This is a genomic window from Mesorhizobium sp. URHB0026 (assembly GCF_054059755.1).
This window is the reverse complement of the sequence record NZ_JBSSCN010000001.1, coordinates 1265750-1287649: the sequence shown is the minus strand read 5'-3', so window position 1 is coordinate 1287649 and position 21900 is coordinate 1265750. Positions and strand designations below refer to the sequence as shown.

Genomic DNA, 21900 nt, shown 5'->3' with positions numbered 1-21900 from the left:
CTATCTGGGCAAGACGCCGGCCGCGGGCATGGCGGCGGCCGTCGGTGCCGGCGGTCCGCCGGAATAGAATTTCGAGGCCGGGTTCTCCTGCATGAAATCGTAGGCGACCATGCCGAGCGGCCGCTTTTGCCGTTCCGATGCCTCCTGATGCCAGGGGATCACCTGGCGCAGCGCCTCGAGCGCCGCGGTTGGCGCCTCACCGAATTTCCGCTGCGGATTCTGCGCTTTGCGGATTTCCATCCAATAGCTCGCCGTCAACAGGTCCTGCGCCAAGAGATGGAAGGATATGTCGACCGCCTCGCGGGCGCGTTGCGTCTTGATGCGGGTCTGCCCTTCCAGGTCCTCGACGGTGGCGACGATCGCCTGGCCATTCGGCGTCACCGGCGTGCCGAGGTCGGCCAGTTCCTGCCAGAGATCGGTCGGCAGATAGCCATCGAAGGTCGGGATGTCCTTGCGCTCGTCGGGCTTCAGCACATCGGCCGGCTTGACCACGGTGAAGAAGGGGTTGCGGAAGCGCTCGATGCGCTGCGCCACCGCGACACCGAGATTGGTGAGCGAGATGGTGAAAGCCTCGACCTGATTGGCCATGGGATAAGGATCCCAGTTGGCGTTGGAGAAGATATAGCCGGACTTGCCGCCACTCAGCGGCCCGCCCTTGATATAATATTTCATGAATTGCGGCGTGCTCAGCTCAGGCGAGCTCTGCGGCGTCAGGCCCGGCAGCACGGCCGGATTGTGATCCGACGAATTGATGGAGAGCAGCACGGATTGACGCAGATCCGCCCAGGCCTGCCAGGCGGAGCCCTGGCGCTGACTGGAGGCACGCATGCTTTCCGGATCCTGGATGATGCGGGTCTGGTCCTCATCGAAGAGATAGCTGCCCTTGATCATGTCCATGACCCGCGCGGCATCCCATGTCAGCCATGGGTAAGGCCGCATGGATTGCACGGGTGCGGAAATCGGCGTCACGCTGGAATTCATGCCGTTCAGCCCCATGGCGTAGCTGAGGTCGGTCCACTCCAGCAGTTTTCGCGCGTCCTCCAGCAAAAGCACCGCCTGTGCCTGTGCGTAGGCATTGGTGCTGATCAGCGCGGCCTGGTCGGCGGCGAAAGGTTCGAGAGGCTTCAGACCGGCCTGGGAAAGGGCCTGTGTGGCCGGCATGCGGACGCCATCGAGATAGGCTTCGCCTTCGCCGACCATGGTCGCACCGATATTGCCGAGCGTCGCGAGGTCGCCTTCGCCTAACGTGCCGCGCGATTGCACGACCGGCGTCACCCGCTTGTTCAGCATGTCGACCAGCAGGTGCGTCAGCTGCGGGCTGGCAGCCTCGTAGGACATGGTGTTGGCGCGGATCGCCATGATGGCGCGCACCAGCGCTTCTTCCTGCAGCTCCGGCCCGTAGCCTCTGTTGACGCCACCCTTGAAGCGGGCGAGCTGCTGATCCTTGAGCAGTTTGCTGTTTTCGGGCGTCGTCGGATCGCCCGAGAAGATCACCGTCTCGCGCTGGTCGCCGGCGCCACGGTTGAACCAGTAGATGGTGATACCCTCGGCGGCACCTTCGAGCAGCAGGCCATAAGCGTCCGTCGAACGTTGCAGCGCCTCGGGGCTGAGCTCGACCTTGGCGCCATTGCGGGCGATGTCGATGACCTGTTCGACGGTCAGGTCGTGGCCGGTCAAGGTTACTGTCTTGGCCGCCGCTGTCTCGAAAATGGGCTGGTAGACGGATGACGCCTCGAAGGCGTGAGCGGGTGGAGCGGCGAGCGCCAGCGTCATGCTCAGGGCGCGGAGAAAAATCCCGGGTTTGGCAATTGCATCAAGCATAGAGGATCCCATTCACGAAGCGTTGGCCTCGGGCATCAAGTTTCACCCCTTGGAAATTTTGTTTCCGGAAAACTAGCTGGCGGCATTCGCCTGTCAACGCTTGATGCGAAGTAGGACCGATGGTGGAACGCGCGTGGCCCTATCGCGCCATGGCGTGGTATTCGTCGTTCGGCCGCATATCGATCGCGGACGCGACACGGTTCGACATGTTGAAGAAGGCCGCGGTCGAGGCGATATCCCAGATGTCGCGATCGCTGAAGCCGGCTTGGCGCAGGGCAGCGCGGTCGGCCTCGACGATCCTGGCCGGCTCCTCGGTAAGCTTGACGGCGAATTCGAGCATTGCCGTTTGCTTCGGCGAAAGATCGGCGGCGCGGAAATTCATCACCATCATCTCACCAAGCAGGGGATCGCCCGAGAGCTGGCGCACCGCCGCGCCATGCGCGGTGAGGCAATAGTAGCAATGGTTGACCGAGGAGACGGCGACCGCGATCATCTCGCGTTCCAGTTTCGACAGGCCGGACTCGCCCAGCATCAAGTCATTGTACATGTCGGTGAAGGCCCGCAGCTTCTTGTCGTCGAAGGCATAGGCCTTGAGCACGTTGGGGACGAGGCCGAGCTTTTCCTCGCATTTGGCGAAATAGGCTTTTGTCGGCTCGCTCAGCTCTCCGGCGGCCAGGTCTAGCGCGGTGATTTTGCCGGTCATCGTGTCATTTCTCCTCGTCATGCGAAGCCTTGCCGCCGAATTCCGAGAATTCTTGGCAAGCCGTCAAACCTTTGTCGCCAAACAGCGGTCATCTGCTACCATAGTCGCAAAAGCATGCGACGGGAGGGAAGAAGCGTCATGGCCAGCGTGAAGTCCGCAGCTAAGTCGAAGAAGAAGGCACCTGCGGCTAAGGCCGACGACAGGCCGGCCAGGCTCGCCGATTACCTGCTCGCCCGCGCGCCGGCGGAGGATATCGCCGCCTATGACGTGGCCGACCTCGAGCGTGCCGCCGATCTGGCCGGTCAGGCGGTCGCCGCCCACAATAAGGGTGAGTGCGTCGTCGCCGTCGAAGCCGATTCGGGCGTGGTTCGCGAAGGCCGCCCGGTGACCGTCATCACGGTCGTCAACGACAACATGCCCTTCCTGTTCGATTCCATTCTCGGCGAGGTTACAGAAACCGCCGGTGAACCGACCTTGGTCACCCATCCGGTGGTCACGGTTCGCCACGGCAAGACGGGCGTCGACGAAATCCTCGGCGATGGCAATTTCGCCAGGGATGACGGCAGCCACGACCGGCTGAGCGTGATCCATGTGCATATTCCCCGGCTGACGCCCGAACAAGCAAATGGCTTGACCGAGCGGCTGCGCAAGATGCTCGGCCAGGTGCATGCCGCCGTCAACGACTGGCGACCGATGCTGGCCCGCCTCGATCAGGCCATCTCCGAATTCCGCTATTCGGCGGTGCCGCTCGACAAGAAGAGCGTCGCCGAGGCTATCGCCTTCCTGGAGTGGCTGCGCGACGATAATTTCACCTTCCTCGGCATGCGTGAATTCAAGTACACCGGCGGCGAGGAAAGCGGCAATCTGGAGCGCGCCGAAAAACCGGGCCTCGGCATTCTGACCGACCCGGACGTGCTGGTGCTGAGGCGCGGCACCGAGGCCGTGACGACGACGCCTGAAATCCGCGCCTTCCTGCACGGACCGGAGCCGCTGATCGTCACCAAGGCCAATGCCAAGTCGCTGGTGCACCGGCGCATTTATCTCGATTACATTGGCGTCAAGACCTACAGCGCCAAGGGTGCGTTGGCGGGCGAACTGCGCATCGTCGGACTGTTCACCTCGACCGCATACACACGCTCGGTGATGAAGATCCCGTATCTCAGGTCCAAGGCCGAAACCATCATCGCCAAGTCGGGGTTCGACCGCCACGACCACTCCGGCAAGGCGCTGATCAACGTGCTGGAAAGCTATCCGCGCGACGAGCTGTTCCAGGTGCCGGTGCCGATCCTGCGCAAGCATGCCGCTGCCATTCTCGGCCTGGTCGAGCGGCCGCGCGTGCGGGCGCTGGTGCGCGCCGACCAGTTCGACCGCTTCGTCTCGATCCTGGTCTTCGTGCCTCGCGACCGCTACGACAGCGTCGTGCGCGAGAAGATCGGCGCCTATCTGAAAACCGCGTTCGAGGGCCGGCTGTCGGCCTATTACCCGGCTTTCCCGGAAGGCGGGCTGGCGCGCGTGCACTTCATCATCGGCCGCTCCGGCGGCAAGACGCCGAAGGTCGAGCAGGCGACAATAGAGGCGGCGATCCGCGACATCGTGCGCACCTGGGAAGATGCGCTTGCCGATGCGGGCCGAAGCCAGCGGCAGCGACCCGGCGTTGAAAGCCATCGCCGCGCGGCTGCCAGAGAGCTACCGGGATACGTTCAGCGCTGGCGTTGCGCTGGCCGATGCCGGACGCATCGCCAAGATCAGCGCCGGCAATCCGATCGCCATCGATTACTACCGGCATGCCGAGCAGAAGCCCCACCAGGCGGCGCTGAAGATCTATCACCATGGCAGCCCCGTGGCACTGTCGCGGCGCGTTCCTGTGCTGGAGAACATAGGCTTCCGCGTCATCAGCGAGCGGACTTTCGAAGTCGGCGACGACCAGTCGGGCCTGGTCTTCATCCACGACATGGAACTGGAGAACAGCTACGGCAAGCCGATCGACCTCGCCGACGGCGGCGCGCTGTTCGAGGACGCTTTCCTGTCGGTGTGGCGCGGCGACGTCGACAATGACGGCTATAACGGCCTTGCCCAGACCGCCGGCCTGTGGTCGGGCGAGATCACCATCCTGCGTGCCTATGGCCGTTACCTGCAGCAGGTCGGCATCCCGCAGAGCCAGGATTTCATCGCCGCCGCACTCAACCGCTATCCCGAGATCGCGCGCGGCCTGCACGCGCTGTTCATCGCCCGGCTCGGTCCCACGGCCGAAACCGAAGGCGTGGTGGCGGCAAAGCACCTCAAGGCAAAGATCAGGGATGCGCTGGAGGATGTGCCCAACATTGACGACGACACCATCATCCGCCGCTACCTCAATTTGATCGAAGCCTCGCTGCGCACCAATCATTTCGTTGCCGATACGAAAGAAAAAGGCCAATCGCTGGCGATCAAGCTTGAGTCGCAGGCGGTCGAGGGATTGCCAGCGCCGCGGCCATGGCGGGAAATTTTCGTCTACGGCTCGGAGGTCGAAGGCCTGCACCTGCGCTTCGGCCCGGTGGCGCGTGGCGGCTTGCGCTGGTCCGACCGCGCCCAGGACTATCGCACCGAGGTGCTCGGCCTGGTCAAGGCACAACAGGTCAAGAACGCCGTCATCGTACCGGTCGGCGCCAAGGGCGGCTTCTATCCCAAGAAACTGCCGATGAGCGCCGGACGCGACGCGATCTTCGAGGCCGGCACATCGGCTTACAAGAACTTCGTTTCCAGCCTGCTTTCGATCACGGACAATATCGGCCTGGACGGCGTCATTCCGCCGGCGGGTGTCGTGCGCCGCGACCAGGACGATCCTTATTTCGTCGTCGCCGCCGACAAGGGCACGGCAACCTTCTCCGACACCGCCAACGCCATCTCCGAAAAGCACGGCTTCTGGCTCGACGACGCCTTCGCAAGCGGCGGTTCGGCCGGCTACGACCATAAGAAGATGGGGATCACCGCCAAGGGAGCCTGGGAAGCGGTCAAGCGGCATTTCCGCGAGATCAACCGCGACATCCAGACCTCGCCCTTCTCTGTCGTGGGCGTCGGCGACATGTCGGGCGACGTGTTCGGCAACGGCATGCTGTTGTCGCCGAAAACGCGGCTGATCGCCGCTTTCGACCATCGCGACATCTTCATCGATCCCGATCCCGATATGGCGGCCTCGATGGCAGAGCGCGAGCGCATGTTCGCGTTGCCGCGTTCGAGCTGGCAGGACTATGACAAGACCAAGCTGTCGGACGGCGGCGTGATCGTTTCGCGTAGCCAGAAATCGATCACCTTGCCGGCTGCCGCGGCGGCGGCGATAGGACTCGCCAAGACGACCGCTACACCGGTCGAGATCATGACCGCCATCCTCAAGGCGCCGGTCGACCTCTTGTGGTTCGGCGGCATCGGCACGTATCTTAGGGCATCGACCGAGACCAATGCCGAGGTCGGCGACCGCGCCAACGATGCCATCCGCATCACGGCGCTGGATGTGCGCGCCAAGGTGATCGGCGAGGGCGCCAATCTGGGCGTGACGCAGCGGGCGCGCATCGAGTTCGGCATGAATGGCGGCCGCTGCAATTCCGACGCGATCGACAATTCGGGCGGCGTCAACTGCTCCGACGTCGAGGTCAACATCAAGATCGCGCTGGCGTCGGCGATGCGCAAGGGATCGCTGACGCGGCCGGCGCGCAACAAGCTGCTGGCCGAGATGACCGAAGAGGTCGGCTCCCTGGTGCTGTCCAACAACTACCAGCAGACGCTGGCGCTTTCGATCGCCCGCAAACGCGGCCTCGCCGACATCGCGCATCAGAGCCGCTTCATGACGGCGCTGGAGGCGCGCGGCCTGCTCGATCGTGTCGTGGAAACACTGCCGTCGCCGGCAGCCCTTGCCGAGCGCGAGGCGCGCGGTGAGCCGTTGACCCGGGCCGAGCTCGGCGTGCTGCTCGCCTATGCCAAGATCGTGCTGTTTTCCGACATCGTCGCCAGCGACGTGCCTGACGATGCGCATTTCGACCGCGACCTGATGGGTTATTTCCCTGACCGGATGGCGAAGAAATACGCTTCCGAGATCCACGGCCATCGGCTGCGCCGCGAGATCATCGCCCGCGTCGTCGCCAACGACCTGGTCAATCGCGGCGGGCCGTCCTTCGTCAACCGGCTGCAGGAAGCGACGGGGCGCACCGCAGCCGATGTGGTGCGCACCTTCGCCGTGGTGCGCGATGGCTTTGCGCTGCCCGCGCTCTATCGCGAGATCGACGCGCTCGACAACCAAGTCGACGGCCAGGTGCAACTCGATCTCTATCAGATGGTGAGCCGGCTTATCTATATGAGCAGCGGCTGGTATCTGAAGAACGATGCCGGGACGGCACCGCTCGGCCAGCGCATAGCCGAACTGCAGGATGCGCGCACGGCGCTGGAGCCCAAGCTTGTTTCGCTGCTGCCGGCTTTTTCGCGCGAGCGGATCGAGGAGAAGCGGCACGGGCTGTTCAAGGCGGGCGCCCCGGAAAAGCTGGCCGAGCAGTTGGCGATGAGCGAGGCGGCGGAGCTCATCCCCGACGTCGCGCTGACGGCCCGCACCGCCGGTGCCGATATTGTCGCGGCGGCCAAGGCGTTCTTCGCCGTCAGCGATGCCTTCCGCATCCCGCGCGTCGAGGATGCGGCGCGCTCGATCACGCCATCGGACTATTATGACCAGCTCGCTCTGTCCCGCGCCACCGACACGATCGGCGCGGCGCGGCGCGGCATCGCTATCGCCGCGCTTACCGGCCATAGTAAGGCGGCCGATCCGGTGGCGGCCTGGCTGGAAGCGGGTGGCGAGCGGGTGGCGCGCATCCGCGAACGGCTGCAGGCGTTGACGGAGGGCGGCGACATCACCGTGTCGCGACTGTCGGTTGCGTCGGGGCTGATGAGCGATCTGACGGGGATGTGAGCCAGCGGTTGTCCGTTTGCATGATCATTCGAAACATGCAGACATGGCGCCCGAAATGGGCGGAGCGGACGCCGAGGGAATCACTATGGCGGTAGAGACAGTGCAGCGGGCATCCGGGCGCGGCATCTGGGGGTGGATGTTCTTCGACTGGGCGGCGCAGCCGTTCTTCACGGTCGTCACCACCTTCATCTTCGGCCCCTATTTCGTTTCGCGCATGGCGGACGATCCGACCACGGGCCAAGCCGTCTGGGGTTATGGCATCGCCGCGGCTGGGCTGGTCATCGCGGTGCTGTCGCCGATCCTCGGTTCGATCGCCGACCAGACAGGGCCGCGCAAGCCATGGATCGCGTTTTTCGCGGCGATCAAGGTCACCAGTCTTAGCTTGCTCTGGTTCGCCGCGCCGGGTTCCAACCTGTTCCTGATCGTGGCGCTGTTCTCGCTTGCGTCGGTGGCAGCGGAGTTCTCCACAGTCTTCAACGATTCCATGATGCCGCGGCTAGTGCCGAAGAGCGAGATAGGCCGCGTCTCCAACGTGGCCTGGGGCCTCGGATATCTCGGCGGCATGATCGCACTGATCTTCGTCGTCACGTGCTTGGCCGGCTCGCCGGAGACCGGCAAGACGATCATCGGCATCACCCCGCTGTTCGGGCTTGATCCGCAGCTGGGCGAGGATGCTCGCGCCACAGGGCCGCTGTCCGCCGGCTGGTATTTCCTGTTCATCCTGCCGATGTTTTTTTTTACGCCCGACGCCATTAAGGGCATCCCGATCGGGCCGGCGGTGCGCGAAGGCCTGTCGGAACTGAAGTCGACGCTGGCCGAGGTGCGCAAGCGTGGCGGCATCTTCCGCTTTCTCGTCGCCCGCATGATCTACCAGGATGGCGTCAATGCCTTGCTGGCGCTGGGCGGCACCTTCGCGGCGGGCATGTTCCACTGGTCGATCACCGAGATCGGGATGTTCGGCATCATACTAAATGTCGTCGCCATCTTCGGCTGCTGGGTCGCCGCCCGTCTGGACACCGCGCTGGGCTCCAAGGCGGTGGTGATGATTTCGCTGGTCATGCTGTCCATCGCCACCATCGGCGTGGTCTCGACCGGGCCTGGATTCACGCTGCTCGGCCTGATCCAGCTTTCGACCGTCGACTCAGGCGGCCTGTTCGGTACGGCGGCCGAAAAGGCCTACATCATGTACGGCCTGCTGATTGGCCTGGCCTTCGGGCCGGTGCAGGCCTCGTCGCGCTCCTACATGGCGCGCAGCGTGACCGCAGCCGAATCCGGCCGCTATTTCGGCATCTACGCGCTGGCCGGTCGGGCAACCAGTTTCCTGGCTCCGTTCATGGTGGCGACGATTACTGCAACCAGCGGCTCGGCCCGGCTTGGCATGGCGGCGATTATTTTGTTCCTGGCCATCGGCATGGCGATCCTGGTTCGCACACCGTATCCGGCGGATCGGCCGGAGTAGACCCTTCGATAATTCACCCTACTGGCCGCCCTGCCGCGATTTTCCGCGCTTCCGGTGCTCACGGATGCCAATGTCCGCTCCGCTCGGTTCTCGAAAACCGCACCAGTCGACTCAGCGGAGCGAATTCGTGGAGCATCTCAGCGCCGAGCGGCAGGTTAGACTAGTGCCGGAAATGCCGCACGCCTGTGAACACCATGGCGACGCCGTGTTCGTCGGCGGCGGCGACGACGTCGTCGTCGCGCATTGAACCGCCCGGCTGGATCACGGCGGTGGCACCGGCTTCGATGGCCGACAGCAGGCCATCGGCGAAGGGGAAGAAGGCGTCCGAAGCGACCACCGAGCCCTTGGTCAACGGCTCCGCCATGCCTGCGGTCTCCGCCGCGTCGATCGCCTTGCGCGCGGCGATGCGCGAGGAATCGACCCGACTCATCTGGCCGGCGCCGATGCCGACCGTGGCGCCGTCCTTGGCGTAGACGATGGCGTTCGACTTGACGTGCTTGGCGACGCGGAAGGCGAATTTGAGATCGGCCATTTCAGCCGGCGTCGGCGCGCGCTTCGTCACCACTTTCAGGTTAAGGTCGTCGACCACGGCATTGTCGCGGCCCTGGACGAGCAGGCCGCCCGAAACCGACTTGACCGTCGTGCCGGCCGTTCGCGGGTCCGGCAGGCCGCCGGTGACGAGCAGGCGCAAATTCTTCTTGGCAGCTATGATTGCCGCAGCCTCGTCGGTGGCGTCGGGCGCGATGATCACCTCGGTGAAGGTTTTCACGATTTCCTCGGCTGCCTCGGCGTCAAGGGTGCGGTTCAAGGCGACGATGCCGCCGAACGCCGAGACCGGATCGCAGGCGACCGCCTTGGCGTAGGCCGCTTTCAGCGATGTGCCTTCGGCCACGCCGCACGGGTTGGCGTGCTTGATGATGGCGACGGCGGCCGAGCGGTTCGGATCGAATTCGCCGGCCAGTTCGAAGGCGGCGTCGGTGTCGTTGATGTTGTTGTAGGATAGCTGCTTGCCCTGCAGCTGCCGCGCCGTGGCGACGCCTGGCCGTTTGTCGCCATTGACGTAGAAGCCGGCGCCCTGGTGCGGGTTCTCGCCGTAGCGCATCACCTCGGCCAGCCTGCCGCCGAAAGCGCGCCAGGTTGGATGCTCGATCTCCAGCGCCTCGGCGAACCAGCCCGAGATCGCCGCATCGTAGGTGGCGGTGCGGGCGAAGGCCTTGGCCGCCAGCTTCTTGCGGAAATCCAGCGACAGAGAGCCAATGTTCATCTCCAGCGCGTTGAGCACCGCGGCGTAGTCGCCGGGATCGGTGACGATGGCGACATAGGCGTGGTTCTTGGCCGAGGCGCGGATCATCGCCGGGCCGCCAATGTCGATGTTCTCGACGATCGACGCGTAGTCGGCGCCGGAGCGGCGGACTTCCTCGAACGGGTAAAGATTGGAGACGACGAGATCGATCGGCTCGATGCCGTATCTGCGCATCGCCAATGCGTGCTCGGGGTCGTCTCGCACGCCAAGCAGCGCGCCATGCACGGACGGGTGCAGCGTCTTGACGCGGCCATCCATGATCTCGGGGAAGCCGGTGAGCTCGGAGACGTCGCGCACCGCCATGCCGGCCTCGGCGATCGCTTTTGCCGTGCCACCGGTGGAGACCAGCTCGACGCCGGCCGCGGCCAGTGCCCTGGCAAAGTCGATCAAGCCCGTCTTGTCAAAGACGGAGAGCAGCGCACGGCGGACCGGAACGAGGTCGGGGGCGGGAATGTTCTTGGCAGGAACGGCCATGGCTGGCGGCCTTTCATGTCTGGAGGAGCGTGCCCGCGCCGTAGCACATGAGGCTCGGAAATCAAGCGTTGGCTTATTTTGCGGCGTGCCATTGCCGCCGCAAGCTCAATTGTTCTCGGGATAACCGGCGATCTTTGTCCGGGTCAGCTGCCAGTGGACTTCGGCAACTTCGGACGCCTTGAAGGCGAGCACGATCTGGCGGCTGCGGCGCGGACCGCCAAGACCGGCGAAATAGATCGATTCCTCAACTTCGGGCGCCACTTCGCTAGAGGTGAACACCCACGTATCGGCCTGATCGCCGGTCAGGACCAGCCGCTCCTGCTCGTCCTGCAGCAGATTGATGTCGGGGTGGACGTGGAAGCGCACGGTGATGAAATCGCGGCCATTGTTGCGGATCGCAGTGCTGCCGGGCCGCTGGAACCGGTCCCGGCCCGCCAGCACATTGCCGTCCGAGGAGAGTTTCAGCTCGCGCTCATGCAGGAAGCCGAAACGCTGGAGATAGCCGTCATGACGGGCGATGAAGCCGTGGACGCCCTTCTGGTCGATGCGCTTGCACTGCACTTGCTGCGGGCCGCCGATCAACGGTGAACCCAACTGGTCGTTTACCCGCAGCGCGTGGGTGAAACGCGCCGAAGACGTGTCGTTGATGGTAGCTGTCGAATGCGCGGCGGTGGCGCGGGCCAGCGGCCGGAACTCGGCGGCGCCGTAGGTGTCGATGCCGGCATTGACGATGTAGTGCTGGCGGCCCGACGACAGTTCGAAGGCGAGGCAGCCGGCATGCGCTGCATTGGACACGTCGACCGGTGGCGGCAGGCCGGTATCGGCGATGACGGTGGTGCCGCCCATCGCCAGCCGCTCATAGCCCGAATGCGGCGCATGCAGCAGCGGCGCGCCGGCGGTGTCGTCATGGCGCAGGATGGTGGCGATGCGGTCATGGATTGTGGCGCCCATGCCATTGAAGCGGGCGAGGCTGCCGTCCTGGTGGCGGAAGAAGCGCAGTGCCGGCAGCATGCGGTCGATGGCGCCGATCAGCGCCTGCGGCGGCGCTTCGGCCTGGTTGGCATAGGTCTGGCGCAGCGGCAGGAGGTCGGCGAGGATTTCCAGCACCGCCATCGGGTTGCGCGAGATGTGGCCGCCGTCGGCAAGGATCTGGCGATTGAGTTCCCCGGCGAGGTTGCGGGTGGCGCCGCGCAGCGCCGAGGCCGGCGCCGGCAGGGACAGCGCCGCGAAGGCCAGCGCGATGCGGGCGCGCAGCCGGTCCTTGCCGTCGGGCATTTCGCGCGCCATCGACCTGAGATAGCGGATCTGCATGGCCAGCGATTTCAGGAAAGCGCGGTAGAAGGGGAACTCGGCACCCTGCAGCACGATGGAGGAGTGCTGCAGCCAGGCAATGATGCGTTTGGCCGTCGTGCCTGGCTCCCAGGCAACGCCCGAAATATGATTGCCATGTATGGCGATCCAGTCCGAAACCAGGGCACGGGCATTGGCGGCGGCAAGCTCGGTTCCGGCGGCGCGCATATGGCGCAACCAGCGGAAGCCATGCAGCGTTTTTTGCCAACCGTGGTTGGGGACGTTGATCTGGAAAGGGGACTTGCCGCCGGTCTCGACCAGGTGGCCGGACAGAGGATAACGGCCGTAGTAGATCTCGAGCGCGATCTGCGGATCGGCGAGGCGCAGGTCCGGCGGTGCGATCAGGACACGTTCGGGCGTGCGGCCCGAATAGCGCCAGCGATAGACCGGCCCGGCGCGCAGGCGCCGGCGCGTCTTGCGCCAGAACTCCTTCGCGACCAGCGTCCACAGACGCGTCGTGTTGCCGGCAGCAAGTGCCAAAACCCCTCCTGGTCGTCCTCTATCCCAAGCACAAGCTTATATGATTCAAGAACTTATGCGAAGGCGGATTTCGCCTCGGTAAGGCGCCTAACGGGGCCGCGGCCGGGTCGCCCCTAAAAAAGTCACGTCTTTTCCGGGCCATACAGCCGGTTGCCCTGCAACTTATGTCTTCTTGGCGAGGCGGCCAAACGCGCTGGGCCAGCCGTTTTCGCGCTCCCGAAAGAGCCGCGGGACGCGGAAGGCATCGCCGATCCCGACCCTCGTCGCAACCGTTTCGATCGAATCGATACCGCCAGCAATTGCCCGGCGAACAGGATGCAGGGCTGAAAGGCGTGAGCAATAGAGGTCGGTTTCCTATCCATGGGAGCGGTCCGAATGATAAGGTATTCTCCGGCCAAGGTCGAAACGATCCAGGTGATGAGATGTCGGTATCAACGGATGAGCAGGCATTTCCGGACATCCCGCCGGTTGCCCTCACAGCCGACGGCAAGCGGCTGTCGACAATGCCGAACAGGCTCGGATACCTTTCCGCGACCGACCCGTCCGTCGGCATTGAAGCCATCCGGCATCTTTATACGACCCAAGGCTATGTCTGGCTGAAGGGCCTTTTGCCCCGCAGGGAAGTGATTGATTTTCGTGGCTGGGTGCTTTCCCATCTTGCCGAGAGCGGACTTTTGGAACCCGGTACGGATCCCTCGCTGGGCATCGCTTCGGGTGGTGCCGTCGACCGTCAGCTCGCCGAGCGCCGGCTGATGTCGGTGGTTCGGTCAACCGGTTATGAGGGCTTTTGCGCGCAGCCGCGCCTAGCGCGCTTGATGGACGCTTTCGTGGGCGGCCTATCCTATCTGCACAAACGCAAGATCATGCGCTTCACCTTGCCCGGAACGGCCATAGCGACGCCCGCGCATTACGATCTCGTCTATCTGCGCGGAGGCACCAACCGGGTGGTCACGACCTGGATACCGATCGGCGACACGACCGTCGACATGGGCGGTCTGGTCTACCTGGAGGGATCACATGCCGTCGGCGCCGCCCTGGAGAGACAGTTCAACAAGGACAATTCCGCTCTCAGTTCGCAGGAGCGCATCAGTGCCTATAATCGCAACATGAGTGAGGGCGGCTGGGTGTCGAAGGACCTGCCCGATATGGCGGAGCGGTTCGACACGCGCTGGCTGATGGCGGATTTCGAAGCGGGCGACATCGTCCTTCACTCGCCCTACATGATCCATGCCTCGACGACCAACCAGAGCCTCGATGGGCTGATCCGGCTGTCGACGGATATCCGCTACCAGAATGTCGACGACGAAATCGATGCCCGCTGGGGCAATCATTGGAGCCTTGATGACATGCTTTAGTCTAGAGCGTTCAGCGTTCGATGGGATCGCCGCCTGCTCTAACTCTTTGTTATCGCACAATTCCGGACGGAAAACCGTCACACACTTTTCCTGGGATTGCTTTAGCCGACGCGTCGCATGCGGGCTGCGTAGAAGCCGTCGAGGCCGGAAATCGCGGGTGCGTCCAGCACCATGTCGGCGGGCGTGGTGCGCAGCGCTCCATCAGATGTGAGGAACGGGTCGAGACAGGCAAATTCACCCGGCCGGACAGGATCGGTGGTCACCCCCGGATTGTCGACCAGGAAGGCGCGGCAGAGTTCCTCGCCTTCCCGCGGATCGAGCGAACAATTGGAAAAGACGATCCGGCCGCCCGGCCTGACCAGCATAACGGCGCGGGCTAGCAGCCTGCGTTGCAGGTCGGCGAGTTTTTCGACGTCCGCCGCCGTCTTGGTCCACGGCACGTCGGGATGTCGCCGCACGGTGCCGGTCGAGGAACATGGCGCGTCGAGAAGCACGCCGTCGAACAACTCCGCCGGCTCGTATTTGAGCAGGTCGGCCTGGACGATTTCGGCGGAGAGGCCGAGGCGCGCAAGGTTCCGCGTCAACCGCGCCAGCCGGTTCTTCGAAGTGTCGAGGGCGGTGACCTTGGCACCGGCGAGAATGAGCTGCGCGGTCTTGCCACCGGGCGCGGCGCAGAGATCGGCGACGCGCAATCCACTGACATCGCCGAACAGTCTTGCCGGCAAGCTGGCCGCCGCGTCCTGGACCCACCATGCACCCTCCGCGAAGCCCGGCAATTCGGTGACGGCGCCGGCAAGCTTCTCCACCCGAACCGTGCCCGTCGGCAGGACAATGCCGCCAAGCTTTTCGGCCCAGAGTTCGGGATCGGCCTTGACCGAGAAATCAACCGGCGCCTCGTGGCGGTGGGCAGCCAGGATCTGCCGGGCCTTCTCGGCGCCGTAGGCGGCCTTCAACCGGTCGGAAAACCATTTCGGCGCTTCGTCGGCGGCGGCAAGCGCGGCCGGAAGCTCGGATTCCTTGGCCCGCGCGAGCGTGCGCAGCACACCGTTGACCAGGCCGGAAAAGCGCTGCGTACGCGGATCGGACTTGGCGTGCGTCACCGCGAGGTCGACGGCCGCGCTGTCGGGAATATCGAGGAACAGGATCTGCGCCGCCGCTACATGCAGAATATGCGACAAGGCGGTCGCGTTGGGCGGCAGCGGCTTTTCCAGGCGCCGCGCCAGGAGCCCCGCTATGGTCATGCGGTAGCGCAGCGCGGTGACCAGTATGGCGCGTACCAGGCCACGGTCGCGCAGGTCGAGCGCCTTATATTGCGGATGGCCGTTCTCGTGATCGGTCAGACCGTCGAGCGGCGTGCGAGCGTCGATGACGGCGGCCAGCAGCCGTGCCGCCGCCTTGCGCGCGGCGAGGCCGGCAAAGAATTCGCCGCCGGCATTGTGATCCTGATCGCCTGAAACCGTGCGTCGAGGTGCCGCCCTGCCCGCGACGCTCACGACCACCGGCCCTTGGGCCCGGTCGGATTGCGACCCCACGGATTGGATTTTGGCCTGGCCGGCTCGGTCGCCGGTTCTGGCGCGGTTGGCTTGCCCCACGGTCCGGTCATCTCCGGCTCGTCAGCCTGCGTTGACATCGGCGCCTGGCGCTGCGTGGCTGGCGGAGCGCCTTCGCCCATCCGCTGTGCCATCGCCTGCAGCGCGGCGATACGATTGTCGGTGCTCGGATGGGTGGAGAACAGACTGTCCATGCGCTCGCCATGCAGGGGGTTGATGATGAAGAGGTGCGCCATAGCCGGATTGCGCTCGGCATCGGGATTGGGAATGCGTTCGGCCCCGCGGGCGATCTTGTCAAGCGCGGAGGCCAGCCACAGCGGGTGTCCACAGATTTCGGCGCCGCGCCGGTCGGCCTCGTACTCGCGAGTACGGCTGACCGCCATCTGCACGATCATGGCGGCGAAGGGCGCCACGATCATCGCCGCCAGCACGCCGACAAAGCCGAACGGATTGTTGTTTTCGCGGCTGCCGCCGAGGAAAAAGGCGAAATTGCCGAGCATCGAGATGGCGCCGGCAAAGGTGGCGACGATGGTCATGGTCAGCGTGTCGCGGTGCTCGACGTGGGCAAGCTCATGCGCCATCACGGCGGAGACCTCCTCATGGGTCAGTCGCTGCAGCAGGCCGGTGGAGGCGGCGACCGCCGCGTTCCGCGGATTGCGGCCGGTGGCAAAGGCATTCGGTTGCGGATTGTCGATCAGATAGGTTCTGGGCATCGGCAAGCCGGCCTGCTTGGCCAACGCCTGGACGATGGCGTAATATTCCGGCGCATTGTTCTCGTCGACCTCGACGGCGCGGTTCATCGACAGCACCATCTTGTCGGCATTCCAGTAGCTGAACAAATTGGTGCCGGCAGCGACCAGCAAGGCGATCATCATGCCGCCCGAACCGCCGATCAAAAAGCCGACGCCCATGAACAGCGCCGTCATTGCGGCGAGAAGCATGGCGGTGCGAATGGTGTTCATCGTCTGCTCCTGTCCGGATGGTGGTTAAAAAAGCTCGATCCTCGTGAGGTCACCGCTATATGATGGGAAACGCCCGTTCCCGTTTCAATCCACTGGAAATATCGCATGAACGACGAAACCAGTAAAACGCCGCCCGGCACGGACGATGGCACGCCGCCACAGGAGCTGACGCCCGCCGCCCGCCGCGCGCTGCAGGAAGCCGAAGCAAGGCGGCATGACTACCGCCGCAAGGAAGCAGCACTTCCGCGGGAGATCGGCGGCCGTGGCGGCAAGGAGCCCGGCCGCTATGGTGACTGGGAGGTCAAAGGCCTGACCAGTGATTTCTAGCGACTGATCTCAAGCTGCGTTGCGCTGCTGCTCGAGCGCAACGCAGCCTCGCTCGTCGACGGTGATGCCGATTGCGTCATAACCTGACATCGCGGCATGCTGTGTTGCCAGGGGATGCTGGTGCGTGGCGTTGATCACCATGACCGAAGCCCCCGCCGCCTCCGCCGCCGCGATGCCGGCCGGGGCATCCTCGAACACCAGGCAGTCGCGCGCGTCGAAGCCAAGCCGTCTTGCGCCGAGCTGGAAGCAATCGGGCGCCGGCTTGCCGCGGGAAACGTCCTCCGCCGCGACGAGTACCGCGGGGACAGGAATGCCGGCGACCTTCATGCGGGCAAGCGCCAGGGAGCGTGGCGCCGAGGTTACGATTGCCCAGCGCTCCGGCGGCAGCGAATTGAGGAATGCCACGGCCCCGGCGATCTGGACAATACCCTCGAGATCGTCGGCCTCGGCCTTCAGCAGCAGATCCGCTTCGTGTCTCGGGTCGACGCCCGGAAGCGCCAGGGCGGTGATTGTCTCGATCGCCCGTACGCCGTGGATCGTCGGCAGGAAGGCCGCAACGTCGAGGCCGTGACGCCGCGCCCAATCGCCCCAGACCCGCTCAGCCGAGGCGATGGAATTGATGAGCGTGCCGTCCATATCGAAGAGGAAGGCGGCGAATTTTCTGCCAGCAAACATGATTTTCCTTGAAGTGCGGGGGAGGGGTCGAGGGAGGACGCAACCGTAGCGCCAAGCCGCCGACATGAAAAGGCGCGCGAGCGCATTTGGGGGGCGATGCAGGGAACCACCGTCACCTTGCAACGTTTCAAACGTACAATTCCCACCACGCGAACCAAGGGACGATACCCATGCTGATACGCCTCGGCTATGAGATTGCCATCGAATGCGCCGAGGCCACTCCGGTCATTTCGCTGCTCGAAATTCACAAGGACAGGCAGGCCGACATCAAGCGGCAGACGCGTGTCCTGACCTCGCCTTCGGTGCCGACCAGGCTCTACCACGATCTGCACGGCAATGCCTGCCGCCGCTTTACGGCGCCGGCCGGCGGCTTTCGCATCCTTTATGACGCCGTCGTGGAGGACAGCGGTGAGACGGATGAGGTCAACACGCTGGCCCGGGAAATGCCGGTCGCCGAGCTGCCCGACGAGGTGCTTTTCTACCTCCTGGGGAGCCGCTATTGCGAGACAGACCATCTGAGCAACCTCGCCTGGCAGCTTTTCGGCCATCTTCCTTCCGGCTGGGCGCGGGTGCAGGCGATCGTCGACTATGTCCATAACCGCCTGTCCTTCGGCTACGGCTATGCGCGTTCGACCCGCACCGCCGCGCAGGCGCACGAGGAACGTGTCGGGGTATGCCGCGACTTTGCCCATCTGGCGATCACGCTCTGCCGCTGCATGAACATTCCGGCGCGCTACGTGAACGGCTATCTCGGCGATATCGGCGTGCCGGCGGATCCCGCACCGATGGATTTCTCGGCCTGGATGGAGGCCTTCCTCGACGGCAAGTGGTATACGTTCGACCCGCGCCACAACCGGCCAAGGACCGGTCGCGTCGTCATTGCGCGCGGCCGCGACGCCACCGACGTTCCCTTGCTGCACAGTTTCGGCCCGCACCGACTCAGCTTGTTCAAGGTATGGACCTACGAACAGGAAGGCAGGCTGTCCAATCCACCCTATCACGGCATTGACAGGACGGTCAGCGCGCGGATGCTGGCCTAGCTACGTTGATATCCAGGGGAGGCCGGCCTGGCAAATGGCTGGCCTGACCTGGATCTCAACACACGTGTCCGAGTTTGTGCCCCGGCGTGCTTCGCAATCCTGGGACAGTTGGCCCGCTTCGGGACAAAGATGCTGTGCCGCGACAAGACATCGCCGACACCGGACCAGCACATCGATCTGGGCATGGTAAGCGTCCGGTAAAGGTGCGCGGTAATATTCGCTGACGTTTACCAGCCGTTCACCTTCTTACCCCGTGAAAATCCAATAAAAACAATGTTCTGCTGGTTAATTCCCGATCGCGGATCGGGTCGCCTCTCGTTCCGGCTGGAATCCTGCATTGCCCCCGATGCCGCGACGAGGCCGAGGCAAGTGGAGGCTGTTGGATGCGGAATTACGGGGGTCTTGTTCACGCGGTCGGCGGCTTCGCCGGAGACCGCAGTGGAAATTTCGCGGTTCTGTTCGGCTTTGCTGCCTCGGTCTTGGCGCTGGCCGCGGGCTTCTCGGTCAATATCACGCAGCTCTACAACGCCAGATCGAGCCTGCAGGGCGTCATCGACGCGGCGGTGACATCGACGGCACGTGACCTGACCACCGGCGCCATCAACGAGGCCGACGCAACCAAATCCGTGCAGGCCTTTCTCGACGCCAACGGCGCGGCGGGCATTCTGCACACTGGCCAGATCGTGCTCGACAGGCTGATCGTCGACAGGACCGCCAACACGGTCCAGGCCGATGCCCATGTCGATGTCGGCCTCTACTTCCCGTTGTTCAGCACCGGTGACATGCAGCGCGTCGGCGCTTCCACCACAGCGCTCTATTCCGACAAGCAGATAGAGGTGGCCATGATGCTCGACATAACGGGATCGATGGCCAAGCGGGGCAACGTCAATAAGATCGGCGACCTGAAAGTCGCTGCGACGAATGCCGTCAAGACGATGCTCGAGAACCAAGACCCGAAGAACCCCCGCGTCCGGGTCGCGATTGTGCCCTACGCATCTGGCGTGAACGCCGGAAAACTGGCCGAAAACGTCTATGCCGAGAAGCAAGGGAGTTCTGAACTGCCACCCGTCGCCGGCAGTTCGCTTCTTGTTGCCAAGACGGGCAAAAATCTGCTGCCGTCCTTCAGCGACTACATCTCCATTGTTGGGGCGGCCATGCCACACCCGGACAACTGCGCTACAGAGCGCAAAAGCAAGAACGGCGATGCCGACTTGAGCGCGGATGGTCCAGACACGGTTCGCACAGACAGGAACGGTAAGAAATATTATGCCCTGGTAAATCGGGACGATCATCTCAGCGACGAGGGAATGAACAAATGTCCTGACGCGCAAGTGATCCCGCTGACCGCGGATTCGGAGGCATTGCTTGATTCGATCGACGACTTCCAGGCCGATGGTTATACGGCTGGCGCGATCGCCATTCAGTGGACCTATTACATGCTGTCGCCGCAATGGCGCGCTGCGATCAAGAACGCCGATCTCGGCAACGGCGCTTCGAACGCCGATGCGAAGAAGGTCGCCAAGGTTGCGATCCTGATGACCGACGGCCAGTTCAATACCGCCTTCGCGGGTGTTGCTGGGAGATACAACAGCCAAGGCAACCTTGCGCGCGGCAATGCTGAAACGCTGTGCGGCAACATGAAAAATGACGGCATCGAGATTTTCACCATCGGCTTCGACCTGAACGATAAGGATATGTCGGCAACCGAGAGGGACCAGGCAAAGGCGGTGCTGAAGGATTGTTCTTCGAAAGACGCCTCCGCCGCCGAGAGGCATTATTTCGAGGTGTCCACCGGCCTGGAATTGGATGATGCCTTTCAGGAAATCATCCGCAACACCGAAAAGGTCGTACTGACCCAATAATCCGTGAAAAGGAAAAGGCCGCCGCTTCTTTCGAAGCCGGCGGCCTTCCGTGTTTCCGTCCATGGCGCGGCTCAATGGTGGTGACGCTTAGGTCACCGACCGCGCATCTCGCGCCTTAACGGGAAGACTGCTTCCCGAAAGTGCAATCCGCTGAGCCCACGTTCTGGAAAACGAAATCACTCGACATCGGATCACCTCCTTTCGATTTGTTGAACACACACTCATGATGGGGTGCGTTGCAGCAAATGACAAGATGCCGGATGGAAAAAGCGTGACGTGCTTGCGATCCGCGGCCCAAAAGGACAACATCGCGTCATCGACCGTGGGGAAGGGCATGGATGCCACCGAAAGAGCTGCGCGCATCGTTCGAACGGTAGTCGAGGCGGTCAAGCCCGGCTTCGCGGTCAGGCTGTGGACCGGTGAGCGGATCGGCCCCGCCACCGGCCCCGTGCTGATCATCAACGACCATGACATTGTCTGGCAGATCGTTCGCCGACCGTCCCTGTCGACCCTTATCGAGATGTGGATATCCAAGGCAGTCGACATCGAGGACGGATCGCTGTTCGACTTCTATGCCCTGCCTTCGACGGGCAAGCTGCGATCGAAGCTGAAGGCGTTGCCCAAACGGGCGCTTCTGCGTGACTTGCCGGCGGTGCTGTTTTCGAGAAAGCAGATGGCGTCGCGGGTTGATCTCGCCGGTCGCAACCCGTTCGTCAGCGGCTCCAGCAAGGAGGCGATCCAGCATCACTATGATATCTCGAATGCCTTCTACGGGCTCTTTCTCGACGAGCGCATGGTCTATAGCTGCGGGTATTTCCAGGATTTCGCAAACAGCATCGACGAGGCGCAGGTCGACAAGCTCGACCATATCTGCCGCAAGCTTCGGCTGAAACCCGGTGAAAGATTGCTCGACATCGGCTGCGGTTGGGGCGCGATGCTGATCCACGCCGCGAAAAACCATGGTGTCGTCGGACACGGCGTCTCGCTGTCGCAAGCCCAGACCTCACTCGCCCGCGAGCGCATTCGCGCCGAGGGTCTGGAGGACAAGATAACCATCGAGATAAAGTCCTACGCGGAACTCACCGGCACCTTCGACAAGATATCGTCCATCGGCATGTTCGAGCATCTGGGCCTGGCAAACCATGACACTTATTTCTCCGCCGTCCACCGGCTGCTGAAACCGGGCGGCATCTATCTGCATCACGCCATCACAAGGCGCAGCAAGGGCGACATCAAGAAAACCCTGCGCAAGGGGCCTGAATACAAGGCGCTGATCAAATACATCTTCCCGGGCGGCGAACTCGACACGATCGGCATGACATTGGGCAATCTCGAAGCACACGGTTTCCTCGTCTACGATGTCGAGAATTTGCGCGAGCACTATGCCCGCACCTGCAGGCTGTGGGCCGAGCGTCTGCAGGCGCGGTTCGACGAGGCGATCGCCGAGGTCGGCGAAGCCAAGGCGCGGCTGTGGCTGCTTTACCTGAGCGGCTGCTCCATCACCTTTGAACGCGCCTCGGCGCAGATATTCCAGACTGTCGCCACCAAACGCGCGCGAGGCCCGAGCGGCCTGCCACCGACGCGGGCGGATCTTTATCGATAGGCTTGGGCC

13 protein-coding genes and 1 pseudogene are annotated in these 21900 nt (G+C 63.6%); 7 read left to right on the top strand and 7 right to left on the bottom strand.

Features of this window, described 5'->3' with window-relative positions:
- Both ACVWWD_RS06450 and ACVWWD_RS06445 read right to left on the bottom strand, forming a co-directional pair.
- Positions 1 to 1821: an aromatic amino acid ammonia-lyase gene (locus tag ACVWWD_RS06450; protein ID WP_023771791.1), complete on the bottom strand. Its 1821-nt coding sequence runs from the start codon at positions 1819 to 1821 to the stop codon at positions 1 to 3.
- 139 nt (positions 1822 to 1960) lie between these two features.
- Positions 1961 to 2524 carry a peroxidase-related enzyme gene (locus ACVWWD_RS06445; RefSeq protein ID WP_023784205.1) on the bottom strand — a complete coding sequence of 188 codons (564 nt, stop codon included), beginning with the start codon at positions 2522 to 2524 and terminating at the stop codon, positions 1961 to 1963.
- 138 nt (positions 2525 to 2662) lie between these two features.
- On the opposite strand from ACVWWD_RS06445, the pseudogene ACVWWD_RS06440 reads away from it, so the two are divergent.
- Both ACVWWD_RS06440 and ACVWWD_RS06435 read left to right on the top strand, forming a co-directional pair.
- A pseudogene (locus ACVWWD_RS06440) lies at positions 2663 to 7451 on the top strand (NAD-glutamate dehydrogenase).
- 85 nt (positions 7452 to 7536) lie between these two features.
- Positions 7537 to 8910: an MFS transporter gene (locus ACVWWD_RS06435; RefSeq protein WP_352552578.1), complete on the top strand. Its 1374-nt coding sequence runs from the start codon at positions 7537 to 7539 to the stop codon at positions 8908 to 8910.
- A 160-nt stretch (positions 8911 to 9070) separates the two neighbouring features.
- Here the strand turns inward: ACVWWD_RS06435 and purH are convergent, their stop codons facing one another.
- Positions 9071 to 10687 carry a bifunctional phosphoribosylaminoimidazolecarboxamide formyltransferase/IMP cyclohydrolase gene (purH, locus tag ACVWWD_RS06430; protein WP_457102963.1) on the bottom strand — a complete coding sequence of 539 codons (1617 nt, stop codon included), beginning with the start codon at positions 10685 to 10687 and terminating at the stop codon, positions 9071 to 9073.
- Between the two features lie 105 nt (positions 10688 to 10792).
- Positions 10793 to 12517 carry a heparinase II/III family protein gene (locus tag ACVWWD_RS06425; protein WP_352548784.1) on the bottom strand — a complete coding sequence of 575 codons (1725 nt, stop codon included), beginning with the start codon at positions 12515 to 12517 and terminating at the stop codon, positions 10793 to 10795.
- A gap of 422 nt (positions 12518 to 12939) precedes the next feature.
- Between ACVWWD_RS06425 and ACVWWD_RS06420 the strand changes: the two genes are divergently transcribed.
- Positions 12940 to 13872: a phytanoyl-CoA dioxygenase family protein gene (locus ACVWWD_RS06420; RefSeq protein ID WP_352548786.1), complete on the top strand. Its 933-nt coding sequence runs from the start codon at positions 12940 to 12942 to the stop codon at positions 13870 to 13872.
- Between the two features lie 101 nt (positions 13873 to 13973).
- Here ACVWWD_RS06420 and ACVWWD_RS06415 read toward each other — a convergent pair whose 3' ends face one another.
- Together ACVWWD_RS06415 and htpX are read right to left on the bottom strand one after the other, a co-directional pair.
- Positions 13974 to 15365, bottom strand: coding sequence for an RsmB/NOP family class I SAM-dependent RNA methyltransferase (locus tag ACVWWD_RS06415; RefSeq protein WP_352548788.1), 1392 nt, complete (start codon positions 15363 to 15365; stop codon positions 13974 to 13976).
- A complete protein-coding gene (htpX, locus tag ACVWWD_RS06410) occupies positions 15362 to 16384 on the bottom strand; it encodes a zinc metalloprotease HtpX (RefSeq protein ID WP_352548790.1) in 1023 nt (340 codons plus the stop codon). Before htpX ends, ACVWWD_RS06415 begins: the two co-directional genes overlap by 4 nt.
- 105 nt (positions 16385 to 16489) lie before the next feature.
- Between htpX and ACVWWD_RS06405 the strand changes: the two genes are divergently transcribed.
- Positions 16490 to 16711 (top strand): DUF1674 domain-containing protein, encoded by a 222-nt coding sequence (locus tag ACVWWD_RS06405; RefSeq protein WP_352548792.1) that lies wholly within the window; start codon positions 16490 to 16492, stop codon positions 16709 to 16711.
- A 9-nt stretch (positions 16712 to 16720) separates the two neighbouring features.
- Here the strand turns inward: ACVWWD_RS06405 and ACVWWD_RS06400 are convergent, their stop codons facing one another.
- Complete coding sequence (locus ACVWWD_RS06400) at positions 16721 to 17386, bottom strand: HAD-IA family hydrolase (protein ID WP_023771781.1); 666 nt, start codon at positions 17384 to 17386, stop codon at positions 16721 to 16723.
- Positions 17387 to 17556: 170 nt separating this feature from the next.
- Here ACVWWD_RS06400 and ACVWWD_RS06395 point away from each other — a divergent pair, with 170 nt between their 5' ends.
- The 3 genes from ACVWWD_RS06395 (at position 17557) to ACVWWD_RS06385 (ending at position 21891) form a co-directional block, all read left to right on the top strand.
- Complete coding sequence (locus tag ACVWWD_RS06395) at positions 17557 to 18426, top strand: transglutaminase-like domain-containing protein (RefSeq protein WP_023771780.1); 870 nt, start codon at positions 17557 to 17559, stop codon at positions 18424 to 18426.
- A gap of 383 nt (positions 18427 to 18809) precedes the next feature.
- On the top strand, positions 18810 to 20288 hold the full coding sequence (locus tag ACVWWD_RS06390) for a TadE/TadG family type IV pilus assembly protein (protein WP_352548795.1): 1479 nt from the start codon (positions 18810 to 18812) through the stop codon (positions 20286 to 20288).
- 334 nt (positions 20289 to 20622) lie between these two features.
- Positions 20623 to 21891: an SAM-dependent methyltransferase gene (locus tag ACVWWD_RS06385; RefSeq protein WP_023794825.1), complete on the top strand. Its 1269-nt coding sequence runs from the start codon at positions 20623 to 20625 to the stop codon at positions 21889 to 21891.
- Positions 21892 to 21900 lie beyond the last annotated feature (9 nt).

Bases quoted from the DNA above. Each gene is read 5' to 3' on its own strand.
- ACVWWD_RS06450 (WP_023771791.1), bottom strand. From the start codon at position 1,821: ATGCTTGATGCAATTGCCAAACCCGGGATTTTTCTCCGCGCCCTGAGC.
- ACVWWD_RS06445 (WP_023784205.1), bottom strand. From the start codon at position 2,524: ATGACCGGCAAAATCACCGCGCTAGACCTGGCCGCCGGAGAGCTGAGC.
- ACVWWD_RS06435 (WP_352552578.1), top strand. From the start codon at position 7,537: ATGGCGGTAGAGACAGTGCAGCGGGCATCCGGGCGCGGCATCTGGGGG.
- purH (WP_457102963.1), bottom strand. From the start codon at position 10,687: ATGGCCGTTCCTGCCAAGAACATTCCCGCCCCCGACCTCGTTCCGGTC.
- ACVWWD_RS06420 (WP_352548786.1), top strand. From the start codon at position 12,940: ATGTCGGTATCAACGGATGAGCAGGCATTTCCGGACATCCCGCCGGTT.
- htpX (WP_352548790.1), bottom strand. From the start codon at position 16,384: ATGAACACCATTCGCACCGCCATGCTTCTCGCCGCAATGACGGCGCTG.
- ACVWWD_RS06405 (WP_352548792.1), top strand. From the start codon at position 16,490: ATGAACGACGAAACCAGTAAAACGCCGCCCGGCACGGACGATGGCACG.
- ACVWWD_RS06400 (WP_023771781.1), bottom strand. From the start codon at position 17,386: ATGTTTGCTGGCAGAAAATTCGCCGCCTTCCTCTTCGATATGGACGGC.
- ACVWWD_RS06395 (WP_023771780.1), top strand. From the start codon at position 17,557: ATGCTGATACGCCTCGGCTATGAGATTGCCATCGAATGCGCCGAGGCC.
- ACVWWD_RS06390 (WP_352548795.1), top strand. From the start codon at position 18,810: ATGCGGAATTACGGGGGTCTTGTTCACGCGGTCGGCGGCTTCGCCGGA.
- ACVWWD_RS06385 (WP_023794825.1), top strand. From the start codon at position 20,623: ATGGATGCCACCGAAAGAGCTGCGCGCATCGTTCGAACGGTAGTCGAG.